Origin of the sequence: Kocuria sp. (assembly GCF_030538595.1) — a bacterium.
GTDB lineage: Bacteria > Actinomycetota > Actinomycetes > Actinomycetales > Micrococcaceae > Kocuria.
The window spans coordinates 74,797-89,195 of sequence record NZ_JAUNTS010000011.1; the positions used below are offsets into that span (position 1 = coordinate 74,797).

General features: G+C 63.4%; 8 protein-coding genes. 2 read left to right on the forward strand and 6 right to left on the reverse strand.

Annotation, left to right across the window (positions count from 1 at the left end; all coding sequences use genetic code 11):
* Positions 1–52 precede the first annotated feature (52 nt).
* Positions 53–1,249 (reverse strand): uroporphyrinogen-III synthase, encoded by a 1,197-nt coding sequence (locus Q4G32_RS10105; RefSeq protein WP_303351132.1) that lies wholly within the window; start codon positions 1,247–1,249, stop codon positions 53–55.
* 2 nt (positions 1,250–1,251) lie between these two features.
* Positions 1,252–3,936 carry a nitrite reductase large subunit NirB gene (gene nirB, locus Q4G32_RS10110; RefSeq protein ID WP_303351134.1) on the reverse strand — a complete coding sequence of 895 codons (2,685 nt, stop codon included), beginning with the start codon at positions 3,934–3,936 and terminating at the stop codon, positions 1,252–1,254.
* A 283-nt stretch (positions 3,937–4,219) separates the two neighbouring features.
* On the opposite strand from nirB, the gene nirD reads away from it, so the two are divergent.
* A complete protein-coding gene (nirD, locus tag Q4G32_RS10115; RefSeq protein ID WP_303351135.1) occupies positions 4,220–4,690 on the forward strand; it encodes a nitrite reductase small subunit NirD in 471 nt (156 codons plus the stop codon).
* Positions 4,691–4,699: 9 nt separating this feature from the next.
* Here nirD and Q4G32_RS10120 read toward each other — a convergent pair whose 3' ends face one another.
* The 4 genes from Q4G32_RS10120 to Q4G32_RS10135 form a co-directional block, all read right to left on the reverse strand.
* Entirely contained in the window at positions 4,700–6,517 is a 1,818-nt protein-coding gene (locus Q4G32_RS10120) for a phospho-sugar mutase (RefSeq protein WP_303351137.1), read from the reverse strand.
* Complete coding sequence (locus Q4G32_RS10125; protein ID WP_303351139.1) at positions 6,514–7,350, reverse strand: purine-nucleoside phosphorylase; 837 nt, start codon at positions 7,348–7,350, stop codon at positions 6,514–6,516. Before Q4G32_RS10125 ends, Q4G32_RS10120 begins: the two co-directional genes overlap by 4 nt.
* A gap of 141 nt (positions 7,351–7,491) precedes the next feature.
* Positions 7,492–10,452, reverse strand: a complete 2,961-nt coding sequence (locus tag Q4G32_RS10130; RefSeq protein ID WP_303351140.1) for an ATP-binding cassette domain-containing protein — start codon at positions 10,450–10,452, stop codon at positions 7,492–7,494.
* A 289-nt stretch (positions 10,453–10,741) separates the two neighbouring features.
* Entirely contained in the window at positions 10,742–12,712 is a 1,971-nt protein-coding gene (locus Q4G32_RS10135) for a BCCT family transporter (RefSeq protein ID WP_303351141.1), read from the reverse strand.
* A 199-nt stretch (positions 12,713–12,911) separates the two neighbouring features.
* Here Q4G32_RS10135 and Q4G32_RS10140 point away from each other — a divergent pair, with 199 nt between their 5' ends.
* On the forward strand, positions 12,912–14,339 hold the full coding sequence (locus Q4G32_RS10140) for an NAD(P)H-quinone dehydrogenase (protein WP_303351142.1): 1,428 nt from the start codon (positions 12,912–12,914) through the stop codon (positions 14,337–14,339).
* Positions 14,340–14,399: the final 60 nt, after the last annotated feature.

Below are 14,399 nucleotides of genomic sequence, written 5' to 3' on the forward strand. Positions count from 1 at the left end.
ACCGCGGCGCCGTCGTGCGTGGTTCAGAGGCCACCCCCGTGAACCACCACGGCTATGCCAGGGGAACGTCCAAGCGGTAACCGCGCTTGACCACGGTTCGCACCAGCGGCGCAGGAAGTTTGCGCCGCAACCGCGAGACCGTCATCTCCAAAGCATGGGAGCCCATCAACCCCGGAACGGCCTTGATGAGTTGCGACCGGGACACAACTGCCCCCTGTGCCAGGGCCAAGGCCCGAATGACAGCACTCTGCTGAGGAGTCAGCCAGACGTCGTGGTGATTGATGCACAGGTGTGAACCCCGCAACTGCAGCGGACCGTGCGCGGTCAGCACGTCCAGCCGCTGCGTTTGCGCATGCTCGCACAGCTTCCGTACCACCGCAGCCATGCGCGGGCGCTCCGGTATGAGCGGTTCCACCCCCACCTCCCGCAGGGGACGGGCACAGACCTCACCGACGACGGCGGGCAAGACCGAGCCACCGCCCAGCGCTCGCAGGAACTCGCCGTACAACCCGGTCTCCCGTGCCACCGCCAGTACGGAGTCCACCGACGGGGCGGCAGTGAAAACCACTGCATCCAATCGTCGCGCGCACGTTTCCTGAATGAGCGCAGTCACGGTGGGTCGATCAGCCTGCTGCAAGCGATACGGCACCACCGCCTGCACCTCCCGCCCAGCGCGTTGCAATTGTTGGACGGCGGTGTGGTCTTGGGTACCAGCAAGTTGCAGCGCCACCACGGGGCAGCGCCGCAGTGACTGGCTCGGATCGGTCAAGATGTGCCGCACCCCGTCGTCAAGGTGATTCACCACCGTGAGGCTCTTGGGTTCAAGGTCCAGGGCAGCCACTTGGCCGGCCGCCTTGGGGCCTCGGACAATCATGTCCAATGCAGACATGACCTCACGGAGGTTTTCGCCAAGACCGGTGGCATCGGCCGTTTCCAACCAGCGGCGCAAGCCGTAGCCCGTGGCCACCAGCAAGATTTGAGGGCGGCGCTGCAGGATGGCTTGGGTGGCAGTGATCACCGGGACATCATGTGCGGCTGGGACCAGGCTCAATGCTGGGGCGTGAACCACCTGTGCGCCGTGGCGTTCAAGGGCCTGGCACAGATCCGTGCCGCGCCGTGCAGCAGTGACCCCGATCCGCCATCCCAAAAGTTCCTGCGCGGCGGCGTCAGGCACGTCGGTGGTGTTGGTGGTGGTGTTGGCGGTGTCGGTGGTGTCATGGGTGAGATTTTCCGGATGAGCTGTTTCCATGCTCAGACCGTTGACGGCGGACCGACCCGCAGCGATGGTCCGGCCAGCATTGTTGGAGTTTGAGCCGGCCCGGTTGCAGTGCTAGCCGACCCGGTTGGAGTGTTGGCCAGCGCCGGCGGAATGGTCTCACCCAGGCCTTCGGCTATTTCCTCCGGGGTGGCCGGGCGGTGTTGGTCGCGCTCTGCCACCCATCGGATGGAGTCATCCACCTCAACGTCATTGACGAATCCGCGGAAACGGGCCAAACGGTCGGGATCTTTCAAAGTGGCCGCCCACTCATCCTGATATGTCTCCACGTGCTCGCTCATGGCCGTTTCCAGATCCGCGGCAATGCCCAGGGAGTCTTCAACAACCACGTTGCGCACATGGTCAATCTTGCCGTCCAGTTCTTCCTGCCACCGTGCTGTGCGCTGCAAGCGGTCGGCCGTGCGGATGTAGTACATCAGGTAGCGGTCTATATAGGCGATCAGAGTTTCATCATCCAACCCCTGGGCCAGGAGTTCACCGTGGACCGGATTTGCGCCGCCATTGCCACCCACGTAGAGGTTCCAGCCATCAGAGGTGGCTATGACCCCCACGTCCTTGGCCCTGGCCTCTGCGCACTCACGGGCGCAACCTGAGACTCCCATCTTGAACTTGTGCGGGGAGCGCAAGCCGCGGTACCGCAGCTCCAAACGGATACCCATGCCCACTGAATCCAGGACACCATAGCGGCACCAGGTGGAACCCAGACAGGACTTCACGTTGCGCAGGGCCTTGCCATAGGCCTGCCCGGACTCAAAGCCGGCGTCCACCAGGTCTTTCCAGATTTCCGGCAGCTGATCCAGCCTGGCCCCCAGCATGGTGATCCTCAGAGCCCCCGTGAGTTTGGTGTAGAGCCCGTACTTTTTGGCCACCTCTCCAATCACAATCAACTTGTCCGGAGTGATTTCCCCACCAGGCATCCTGGGCACCACGGAGTAGGTGCCATTGCGCTGCATGTTGGCCAGGGCCCGATCATTCGTGTCCTGCAAGCCGCCGCGGCCGTCATCCAGGACGTAATCGTGCTGCTGCGTGGCCAACACGGAAGCCACCACCGGCTTGCAGATGTCGCAGCCCAAGCCCGTGCCAAAGCGCTCCAGAACCGCATCCCAGGAGTTCAAGTTCAAGGCCTGGACCGCTTCAAAGAGTTCAGCACGGGAGAGTTCAAAGTGCTCGCACAGCGCTTTGGAGACGGCCACCCCGGCTTTTGACAGTTCCTGGTCCATGGTCTTTTTCAGCATGGGAAGGCAGGAACCGCACTGAGTCCCAGCCCGCGTGCAGGTTTTCAGTTCCGTGATGTCATGCACCCCGCAGCTGACAGCCTCACGGACATCACCAAAGCTCACACCGTTGCAAGAGCACAGTTCGGCATCATCCGGAAGTTCGGTGTCCGGGGCTTGACCGCCGGCAGCGGAGAGATACACCCCGGGTTCGGTGGGTAGTTCCCGCTCCAAGAGCGGACGCAGCGACTGATACGGAGTGGCATCTCCCACAAAAACTCCGCCCAGCAATGTCTTGGCATCCGCTGTGGTCACAATTTTCTGGTACAGGCCGCGGGCTGGGTCCGCATAGACAATCTCCAAGCAGTTCTCCGCGGTGCCGTAGGCATCACCAAAGGAAGCCACATCCACACCGGAGAGTTTCAGCTTGGTGGCGGTGTCAAAACCGGCAAAGGTTGAAGCGCCTCCTGCCAGCCGGTCCGCCACAATTTCGGCCATGGCATTGGCCGGTGCCACCAAACCCACGCATTCGCCGTCGTAGTTGGCCACCTCACCAATGGCCCAGACATGCGGTGCGGAGGTGCGGCAGGAGCTGCTGATGACCACCCCTCCATGGGGTGCCGTGTGAATCCCGGCGTTGAACGCCAACCGGTCCCGCGCCCGGATTCCGGTGGAAACCACCACCATGTCCGCAGGCAGATCAGGGGAGTCTTTGAACTCGACCGCGCTGACCTCGTTGGTCTTCTTGTTCAGGGTGATGCCGGAGGGGCGCTCGCCCATGCGCAATTGCACACCGCGCTGTGAGATCAAAGCATTCAGAGCCTGACCGGCACCCTGGTCAAGCTGTGCGTTCATGAGCCAGCCGCGGGAATGAACCACCGTGGCTTCAGCGCCCAGTTCCTGCAAACCCCCTGCGGCTTCCAAGCCCAGCAAGCCACCCCCCACCACGGCTGCCAGGGGAGTGCGGCCCAGCTTGGAGCGCAAACGTTCAACCTCAGCACGGATGGCCGCAACATCCTCCAACGTGCGGTACACAAAAGCGCGCTGGGCTCCGGGAATGTTCAACCGGGCGGCATCGGAGCCCGTGGCAAGAACCAGCTCATCCCAGCCAAAAACCTCGCCCTTGGTGCCGGATCCTGCGGGTGGGTCTGTGCGCAGCGTGCGTTGCTCAGGGTCAATCTCCCGGACCTTGCATCCTGTGTGTAGGGTCACCCGCGGATCTGCCCAGATGGAACCGGCGCCCAGTGTCAGGTCAACATCCGCAGCCAGTGCTTTGGAGAGTTGAACGCGGTCATAGGGCATGTGTGGTTCATCGGCAAAAACCTCCAACCGGACATGATGGTCCTGGGCAGACAGGATCGCCTCAGCAAAGCGGTGGGCAGCTGGTCCACCTCCCACCACGGCAATGCGTTGCGGATTGCGCTCGGTAAATGGTGAACGAGACACAACAACTACCTCCTGGCGCCACGGGCCTCTCCCGGACATCACCACGCTAGGAGGCTGGAATTGCTGGGGGCTTTCTCCCATGTTGCAGCCGTGTTGCAGGCCGTTCCTACCTCACCGCGTGGGGTGTGAGGCCACCGTTGCCTTGCGGCAACAGCTCGGTCAGGTCTGTGCAACGTGGTACGGCCACCCTGTGTAGAAGCTCGGGGGCAGTGGTTCGCCCGGGTTCCCAAAAACAGTGGACACCTGTTGTGTCACCCACCGGTCCGGATATTGGAGTTTCACCATGGCAACCGTTACAGAACTCCCCACAGCCACAGCCACAGGCACAGGCTTGGATGCGGCAGAGCGCTCCGCCCGTGAGGGTGGACCCGTGCAGTGCCCCTCGGCCATCACGTTGATGGTCACCGGAGAGCCGGTTGCGGTATGCCTGCTGAACGCGCTGGAACCGGCGGTGGCAGTGGCCGCACGGGTGGACGGCGTGCAAATCGCTGTGGTCCGGCTCCCCGATGGCAGCGTGTACGCCGTGGACCACAAAGATCCGCGGACGGGCTCCTGCACCATGGCCCGCGGGATTGTGGGCTCCAAAAATGGGGAACCCACTCTGGCCGCTCCGCTCTACAAAGAGGTTTACTCCCTGGTCAGCGGACGGTGCTTGACCAACCCGGAGTTCGATCTGGTCACACATCCGGTGGAGGTCCGCGATGGCAGGGTGTTTGTGACAGCGCGCCGTCGGGAAGCCACCGCCGCGGCCTGAGCGACCCGCCTACTCGCCCAGAAGGTCTTTCAACTGGGCGACCACGGCCTCCAGACGTTTGCCACCGGCTGCCCGTGCTGCCGGAAGATTCACGACGTCGTCCACTTCCGTCACCGCTTCCAGGTAGCACTTGAGCTTGGGTTCGGTACCGGAGGGGCGCACGATCACGCGGGTGTCATCCTCTGTGAGCAGCAGCAGCCCGTCGGTGGGAGGTAGCGGGGAGTCCGCGGGAGGGTTGGCCAAGTCACGCACCTCCACCACAGGAGAGCCAGCCAAGTCTGTGGGAGTGTGCTCCCGCAAGGTGGCCATCATGGCTGGAATCATGGCCAGATCCGCAACCCTGATGGACAGCTGCCCCGTGCTGAACAGCCCGTGCTGCACAGCCAACTGAGACAACTCATCCGGGAGGGAGCCACCGCGTGCAGCGGATTGATGCGCCCGGCGGGCCACCTCCACCGCTGCGGAAATACCGTCCTTGTCCCGGACAGTCTCCGGCTGGACGCAGTAGCCCAAGGCTTCCTCGTACCCGTAGACAATGCCGGGCACGCGGGCGATCCACTTGAAGCCCGTCAGGGTTTCCCGGTGTTCCACACCGGCTGCGGCTGCCATCCGCCCCAAGAGCCGGGAGGACACAATGGAGTTGGCCACCACGGCCCCAGGTTTGCCTGCATGTTCGCGCAGGGCAACCAGGCCCAGTAGCGCACCCACTTCATCGCCGCGCAGCATGCGCCAACCATCGGTGGCGGCGGGGTGGTCGGCGTCGGGAATGGCTACGGCGCAGCGGTCGGCATCTGGGTCGTTGGCGATCACCAGGTCTGCCCCAACTTCCCGGGCTGTTGCCAGGGCCAGGTCCAGGGCGCCGGGTTCTTCAGGATTGGGGAAGGCCACCGTGGGAAAGCTGGGGTCTGCGGTGTGTTGTTCTCGTACGGGGTGCACGTCCGTGAAACCGGCACGGGCCAACGCTTCCACAGCGGTGGGGCCGCCCACTCCGTGCATGGCAGTCAGCACAATCCGGGGAGTGGTCTCCGTCTGCCCCTGGGCTGGTGTGGCGGCGGTGTCCCGCGAACCACCCGTGCCGCCTGGAACTATGGCATCCAGGTAGTGCGATTCCACCAGATACGGCAGTACCGTCCACCCGTCCTGCGCCATGGGAATGTCCCGGGCATCTCCCACTGCCGCGATCTGGGCCGCTATCTGCGTGTCATGCGGCGGGACAATCTGAGAACCGCGCCCGGTTTCCTCCACCGCGCGGCCACCCAAGTAGATCTTGTAACCATTGTCTGCGGCGGGATTGTGGGAGGCAGTGACCATGACCCCCACCTCAGCGTTGTACTCGCGCACAGCCCAGGCCAGAACGGGGGTGGGCAGCGGACGCGGCATGATCAGGGTGTCCAGGCCGGCTGCGGTGAAAATCGCTGCGGTGTCGCGGGCAAAAATCTCCGAATTCTTCCGGGCATCAAAGCCGATCACGGCCCGCGGCGCATGGTCGGCATCACCGCCGGCAACCTCCAACACATGAGCGGCAACACCGGCAGCAGCCCGCTGAACCACCACGCGGTTCATCCGCATGGGACCAGCACCCAGTTCGGCGCGCAAGCCAGCGGTGCCGAATTGGAGAGTGCCGGAGAATCGCTCGGTCAGATCCGTTACTGCTGCAATCGCCGCCTTTTCACCGGCGCTGGCATCGGTTGTAGTGTCCAGAAGTTTTTGGAGTTCGCGGCGGGTTTCGGCATCCGGGTCCTGGGCGATCCACGCTCGGACAGCCTCCAACAATTCCGGGCCGGAGGCAGACTGCTGGGATGACTTGGGGGATGGTTCGGGGTTCATCGAGTGGCTCCTACGATTTCAGCCAGCAACCGGGCAATTCTGGGTGCAGCTTCCTGACCGGCCTCCACCACTTCTTGATGGGACAGGGGAGTCTTCTGGATTCCCGCAGCCAGATTGGTCACCAGGGAAATGCCCAAGACTTCAAGACCGGCCTGCCGTGCCGCAATGGCCTCCAGCGCGGTGGACATGCCCACCAGATCGGCACCCAAAATCCCTGCCATCTTCACTTCAGCGGGGGTTTCGTAATGCGGGCCTGGGAACTGGGCGTACACGCCCTCCGCCAAGGAGGAATCCACGGACCGGGCAATGCCGCGTAGACGCTGCGAGTACAGGTCCGTGAGATCCACGAACGTGGCACCTTCTAACGGGGAGGTGGCGGTGAGATTCAGATGATCCGAGATCAACACCGGTGTGCCCGGGGCCCAATCCGTGTTCAAACCACCGCACCCGTTGGTCAGCACCATGGTGGTGGCACCGGCCGCTGCCGCGGTGCGGACACCGTGCACCACGGCCCGGACTCCACGGCCTTCATAGAAATGGGTCCGAGCCCCGATCACCAACGCGTGACGCGGCTGCCCGCCGGATTCGCCGTCGCGCAGCCGAATCGAACGCAGGGTGCCCACGTGACCTTCCAACGCCGGCTTGGAGAACCCGGGGATCTCCGTGGCCGGAATCTCCGCCACGGTTTCGCCCAGAAGATCGGCGGCACCGCTCCATCCGGAGCCGAGGGTCAGAGCGACGTCGTGCACCTCAACTCCCGTGCGTTCGCGCAATGCGGTGGCTGCCTCCTGCGCCAGATCGAACGGGTCTTGGACGTCAGTGCGGTGCACCACGGTCTGGGCCTCCTGGGGGATGTGCGCGGTGGCTTCAGCACACCGCAGCGCGGAAATGGGTCAGAGTGGCGTGCGCCACCCTGACCCATCCTGCCATCCGCAGCCCCACTTGCTGACGGTCTGCGGGTACCGGGGACCGACTCAGTGCTTGCGTTTTTTCACCCTGCGGATGGCCAACACGGAGAGCAACAGGAAGGCCAGCCCAAAGCCCCCGGTCAACGCGGTGGACCCCCACCAATTCACGGTGCCTTGCTTCCACAGGGGATCCAACACAGCGGAGGAGGTGTCCACCGCCGGCAGATTCGGTGCAGGCGGTTCGGGCAGGCCGGACGCCCGGGCGGAGGCAGCGGCGTCGTCGTGAGTCTCCTGTGCGGATTGGTTGGCCTCCTCCTGGGGGAGGGCAACGGCTGCGGTGCGCACAATGTCATTGAGGTCACCGGACTGGGCCATGGCGGCATAGGCCCAGCGGGTCGGAACCATGCGGGAAGCCGCATCCGAGGCCCCCTCCATGGCAAAAAGTCCGCCGGAGAAGATCAACTGCACCACAACCAGCAGGGAAGCGGTGTTCATGGCAACGTCCGAGCGACCCACCAGGGCGGAGACCAGGAAGCCCAGCAGCCACGAGGTCAGGATCAGCAGGAAAGTCACAATCCACAGTTCCAACCACATGGGACCCCAGGACGCAAAGGGATCATGCGGGACCAGAGCCAGCACGGTGAACACCAGAATGGCCGATTGGATCAGGGAGATCACAATGGTGACCAGGGTCTTGGCCCCCACATAGGGCCACACGCCCAGGCCAGTTCTGGCTTCCCGCAGGAAGATTCGTTTTTCATCCAGGAAGGTGCGGCAGGCCGGGAACAGCCCAATGGCCACGGCTGCCAGCAGAATCACAATCAGCACAATCTGCGGTTGATTGATTTCAGAATCCGTGGATTCGGGGTAGTTCAGGCCGTGCTCCCCGGGAACCACCAGCACCAGCAACGCCAGAAGGGCCGGCGCCACAAAGGTGGTCACGATCACCGAGGGCAGATCGGTGCGCATCAGGTGCAGTTGACGGCGCAGCAGGACGCCCAGCTGGAACATTCCGCGGCGGGTCACCTGCTTTTGCGCTCCGGCAGGCGTTTGTGCCGCCAGTCGTTCGTGAGTGACGTGCGAAACCTCGGTGCGGAACGCCGCCGCTGCAGAGGCAGGGTCCTCCTTGAGGCCCTTGTAAATCTCACGCACCTGCGGGCCCAACTGTTGCGAGCGCTCAAAGTACGGCATCATGCCGTCCGGATCGCCAAAGTAGGCTACGGAACCGCCCGGTGCCAGCACCAAGACCTTGTCTGCCAGATCCAGATTGGCGGTGGAGTGGGTGATCACGACGACGGTTGAACCCTCCCGGCCGCCCACCTCCCCGTGAGCCATCCGGCGCAGAAGATCCATCACTTCAAAGTCCATGTCCGGGTCCAAACCGGAAGTGGGCTCATCCAGGAACAGGTAGCGCGGACCGGTCAGGAGCTCCATGGCAGTGGAAACGCGTTTGCGTTGACCGCCGGAGAGCTGTTTGACCGGAGTGCGGGCATGTTCGGTCAGTCCCAGGGAGTCAATGACTGCAGCAATGCGGGCTTGCCGCTGTTGCTTGTCCACGTCCTCCGGCAAGCGGAGGGCGGCGGTGGCTTCCAAGACCTGCTGCGCCGTCAGATCGCGGTGCAGTACGTCCTCCTGGGGCACCATGCCGATCTGGGAGGAGAGCACCGGGCCAAACTGGGACATGTCCAGACCGTGGTACTCAATGCGGCCCCGGTCCGGATTGATGTCCCCCAGCAGACAGTTCAGAAACGTGGACTTACCGGCACCGGATGGGCCAATGACTGCAATCAGTGAACGGTCGGGGATTTCCAGAGAGATGTCATCCACCAAGGTGCGCTTCATCTTGGGGTTGATCCGGTCCGGGACGGAGAACGTCAGATCCTGGACCACAATGGACATGTTGCCGGTGGCGCGGATGAGTTCGCACAGGCCCACAGATGTTTGGCGGAACGGCACACCGCCGATCACCACCTGGGAGCCCACGGGCAGTGCAACGGTGCTGGAAATTCGGCGACCATCCACCCACGTGCCATTGGTGGAGCCCAGGTCGGTGATGGTGGCCCCGTCCGGGGCTCGGGTGATGCGAGCGTGCTGCCGGGAGACCAGCAAGCCATCAATCAGGACGTCTGCGGAGGCATCACGGCCCAAAACAATGGAACCGCCGGGAACCGCGGCCCGCACGGCAGGGGAGAGGGTCATGCCGGAGCGTTCATCCTCCGGGCTGTGCGGAGCGGGCATGACCTCCGCATTGTCCATGCGATTCACCCAGGACCGGGCTTGTGCCTCCACCACGGGAGCGGAGGGATCTACCTGCTGGGCACCGGAGGTCCCCTTGCCCTGCGAATCAGGATCATGGGCCGAATCATCTCGTGTGCTCTGTCCCGGCTGTCCGGGGACGGCATCCAATCCGGCGGAGGACCGATTGATGGAAATGGCGGCCACCGTGGGTTCAGCCGAGGCCACGGGGATGTCACCGGAGTGGATGCGGTCAGCGGTGTTCGCGGAAGGTGGCGTTTGTGCCCCACCATCTGCTTGAGCGGAACGTGCCGTCTCTGCCGACCCGTGCTCCGCCGCAGACCCGGTCTGTTTGTGGTCTTCAACGGGGAGCACAATTCCGTAGGTGTGCCCGGGCTGTTCCTGCGGGTGATCTGACGGTGGTACAAATCCGTAGCTGTTCGCAGCGGGAGGCGAAGTCTCCGCTTCCCCCTGGGGTGCGGGTTGTTCACGAGGTCGCAAGACCAGTTCCGCACCGGCTCCGGTGTTCGGTGCCACACTCAACCGCGTGGGGCCGCTGATGATCGCGGCCATGTTGGCCATCAGCATGTAACCGTTCAGTGCAGTGCCGGTGCGCGTGCCACGGTCCTCAACTGTCCAGCAGTCACCGCTCCAGCGCAGAATCACGTGGATGTCCTGAACCGCTGCGGAGGAAACCTGAATGTCCGCATAGGGGGAAGCGCCCACCGTCCACGGGCGCCACGGGTCCAAGGTGCGGATGGTGCCGTTCACCTCGATGCTCAGGGGGTACATGGAACTCCTTGTTCGCGGGGCGCGGTGTGACGTTCCGATCATCCCGCACATGCGTTTGCAATCGTATGACCGTGACAAAGAGTTGCACACCCCAGTGGTTAACGGATGCAAATATAGCGCCATTGTGTGCAATGTTTGCATCAGCGGTCACAGCAGCGCAGTTCAGGACAGAACGACGCCGGCCCTCACCGTCCGCGCCGATGCTCCCGATGCCCCCGGTGAGTCCGGGGTAGGGAGGCCAAGGCAGGTGGGTGAGGGCCGGCGTCGTTGATCACCGTCCGACCGCGGACTACTCCGGGTTCTGCGTCCCGCGATTGCGGGGACGTCCCAGGTTGGGGCGCGGGAAGCCCGACCGGGTCCGGTTGATGCGGTAGTCAATGCGGCGATCAACGTAGGACTCGAACTCGGGGAACTCGGACAAGTTCCCGGTGATTTCCTCCGTGACCAGGGTGCGCATGCGGTTGATCTCCTCTTGGCGCACAATGCGGTCGCGGACGCGGACTTCAGCCACCAGGGCGCGCACGGTGGCAACGCACATGAGCAGCAGGATCACGCTGAACGGAAGTGCTGTGATCAGCGAACCCGCCTGCAGTGCGCCCAAACCACCGGCCAACAGCAGGCCGATCGCCAGGAAGCCCTCCAACGCGGCCCACAGAATGCGGGACCACACGGGGGGATTGGGGTGACCGCCAGAGGCCAGCATGTCCACCACCAGGGACCCGGAGTCGGAGGAGGTGATGAAGAAAACAGCCACCAGGATGATGGCAATCACGGACAGGATCGAGCCCAGGGGCAGGCCGTCCAGAACCTGGAACAGCGCGGACTCCACAGAAACTGCACCGTCCTGCACCAAGTCGCCCTGACCGTAGAACTGACGGTAGAGGCCCATGCCACCCATCACGGAGAACCAGATGAAGCCCACGATGGTGGGGACCAGCAGCACGCCGGCCACAAACTGGCGAATGGTGCGGCCCTTGGAAATGCGGGCAATGAACACACCCACGAACGGGGACCAGGCGATCCACCAGCCCCAGTAGAAGATCGTCCAGCCGGTGAACCAGCCCTGCGCGTCCTCACTGCGCTGATGCGCGCCAACATCAAAGGTCATCTGCATCAGATTGGCCAAGTACATGCCCAAGGACTCCACAAAGTTCTGGAGCAAGAACACGGTGGGGCCCAGCAGCAGAACGCTGATCAGCAGCAGACCGGCCATGGACAAGTTGATGTTGGACAACCACTTGATGCCCGCACCCAGGCCACTGACCACGGAGAGAGTGGCCAAGAACGTGATCACAACAATCAGGATCACCAGCAGTGTGTTGTCTGCGGTGTCCACCACACCCATGGCGATCATGCCCGCAGAAATCTGCTGCACGCCCAAGCCCAGAGAGGTGGCCACACCGAACACGGTGCCAAAGATCGCCAGGACGTCAATGGCATCGCCCAGCCAGCCCTTGACCCGATCGCCGAACAGCGGTTCCAAGGCCCAGCGGATGGACACCGGACGCCCACGGCGGTGGATGGCGTAGGCCAGTGCCAGGCCGATCACGGCGTAAATGGACCAGGGATGCAGACCCCAGTGGACAAAGGTCTGGGCCATGGCAAGGCCCTGCATCTGAGCTTCATCCCCAACCCAGCCTGGTTTGGGGGACACCGTGGCGTAAGTCAGCGGTTCACCCACACCGTAGAACACCAGACCAATGCCCATGCCTGCGGCAAAGAGCATGGAGAACCAGGAGAGCACGCCGAATTCGGGTTCCTCGTCATCGCGGCCCAGGCGGATATTGCCCAGCCGGGAGAACCCCAGGACCACGGTGAAGGCCACAAAGCCGCCGATGATCAGCATGTAGTACCAGCCCAGGTTGGAGACAATCCAGGACTGGGTGGTTTCAAAAACCTCGCCGGTGAAGTCCGGGGCCAAGACGCCCACCAGACCCACGGACAGAATCACGATCATGGCCGGCCAGAACACCCGGGGGGCAACACCGAACTTGCCGATCTTCACGCCCTGCTGACGCAGCTTGGCGGTGATCTGGTCGTCGGTGTCCTCCGCCTGGATCTGCTCGGCTTCGGGAACGGCCAATTCTTGGTGGAGGGCAAATGAGCTGCCGTCAGCGGTCTCGTCGAACTGGCTTTCACCGGAGTTTCCGTCAACCTGGGAGGAGCCAGCGTGTACGGAGGTGGCGGTGCCGGTGGAGTGTACGGCGTCGTTCGTGGCCGAGCCCTCCGCTGAGGGCGGTGATGCGTCGGAAGAAGACATGAGAATCCCATCTGAAGTAGAGGTGGACCTCACCACTGTGGTCAGACAGAAGCAGACTTTCAAGTTGATTTGTCAGATATTGATGGGAAATACCCAGGCGTTTGCTCTTGAAACGGGGATGTGGCAACGCTGCCAGGTGCGCCGGGCCTGGCCCAGGCAAGGGTCAACCGCTCTGTGGATTTTTTGACACAATGCAACCGTGAGTTCAGTCACCGAAAGCCTCAAAAAGAAAATTGTCATCATTGGAGCGGGCCCTGGTGGCTACGAAGCCGCACTGCATGCCCGGGGTCTGGGGGCGGAAGTCACCCTGATCGAACGTCAAGGCACAGGCGGTGCCGCAGTGCTGACGGATGTGGTGCCATCCAAAACCCTGATCGCTTCCGCAGACACCATTCACCGTTTCCATGAAGTGCGTGACCTGGGTGTTCACCTGGTGGGTGGGCCGCAGGACGGAACCGAGATCGAAGGTCTGGGTGCGGATCTGCAAACGATCAACGCACGGTTGTTGCGCCTGGCCGCCACCCAGTCCCGGGACATTCGCCGCGGATTGGAGAAGGAAGGCGTGCAGGTGGTGGACGGCACCGGCTCCATCGCGGACCCCAACACCGTGCACGTGGTGGCCCAGGACGGCATGGAGTACGACCTCACCGCAGATGCCATATTGGTGGCCGTCGGTGCCCACCCGCGCACCCTGCCCAGTGCCCAGCCAGACGGTGAGCGCATCCTCACCTGGACCCAGGTCTACAGTATGGAGGAGATTCCCGAACACCTGGTGGTGGTGGGTTCCGGTGTGACCGGTGCCGAGTTCGCCTCCGCTTACAACGGGCTGGGGGCCAAAGTCACCTTGGTTTCTTCCCGGGACCAGGTGCTCCCCGGCGAGGACTCTGACGCTGCGGAAGTGCTGGAGAACGTTTTTGAACGCCGTGGGCTCACCGTGGTCTCCCGCTCCCGCGCGGAGGCCGTGGAGCGCACCGACGACGGCGTTGTGGTGACCCTGTCCGGCGGACGCAAGATTGCGGCGTCGCACTGTTTGCTGGCTGTGGGTTCCGTGCCGAACACAGATGGTCTGGGTCTGGAGGAAGTGGGCGTCAAGTTAGAGGAATCCGGGCACATTGCCGTGGACCGTGTCTCCAGGACGTCGGTGCCCAGCATCTACGCAGCGGGGGACTGCACCGGTGTGCTGCCGCTGGCTTCCGTGGCCGCCATGCAGGGGCGCATTGCCATGGCCCACGTTCTGGGAGATGCCGTGAAGCCCTTGCGGACGGCAGTGGTGGCTTCCAACATTTTCACCTCTCCGGAGATCGCCTCCGTGGGCATCACCGAGCAGGCGATCAAGGACGGCACCTTTGCCGCGGACGTGATCAAACTGGATCTGGCCACCAACGCCCGAGCCAAGATGATGAAGGTGGAAGACGGCTTTGTGAAGCTGTTTGCCCGGAAGGGCCCCGGCACCATTGTGGGAGGCGTGGTGGTGGGCCCGCGTGCCTCCGAGTTGATCTTCGCCATCTCCGTGGCCGTGTCCAAGGGCCTGACGGTGGATGACTTCTCAGAGACGTTCACGGTGTACCCGTCCCTGTCCGGCTCCATCTCCGAGGCCGCGCGGAGGCTGCACCACTTGCAGAGCTGACCGCTGGCTCCGGGCCGGTGGTGCTCAGTACCCTCATGCAGGCGCCTCTTCCGCCGAGTG

Coding starts and splice junctions, on each gene's coding strand:
- Q4G32_RS10105 (WP_303351132.1), bottom strand. CDS start 1,249: ATGGAAACAGCTCATCCGGAAAATCTCACCCATGACACCACCGACACC.
- nirD (WP_303351135.1), top strand. CDS start 4,220: ATGGCAACCGTTACAGAACTCCCCACAGCCACAGCCACAGGCACAGGC.
- Q4G32_RS10120 (WP_303351137.1), bottom strand. CDS start 6,517: ATGAACCCCGAACCATCCCCCAAGTCATCCCAGCAGTCTGCCTCCGGC.
- Q4G32_RS10130 (WP_303351140.1), bottom strand. CDS start 10,452: ATGTACCCCCTGAGCATCGAGGTGAACGGCACCATCCGCACCTTGGAC.
- Q4G32_RS10135 (WP_303351141.1), bottom strand. CDS start 12,712: ATGTCTTCTTCCGACGCATCACCGCCCTCAGCGGAGGGCTCGGCCACG.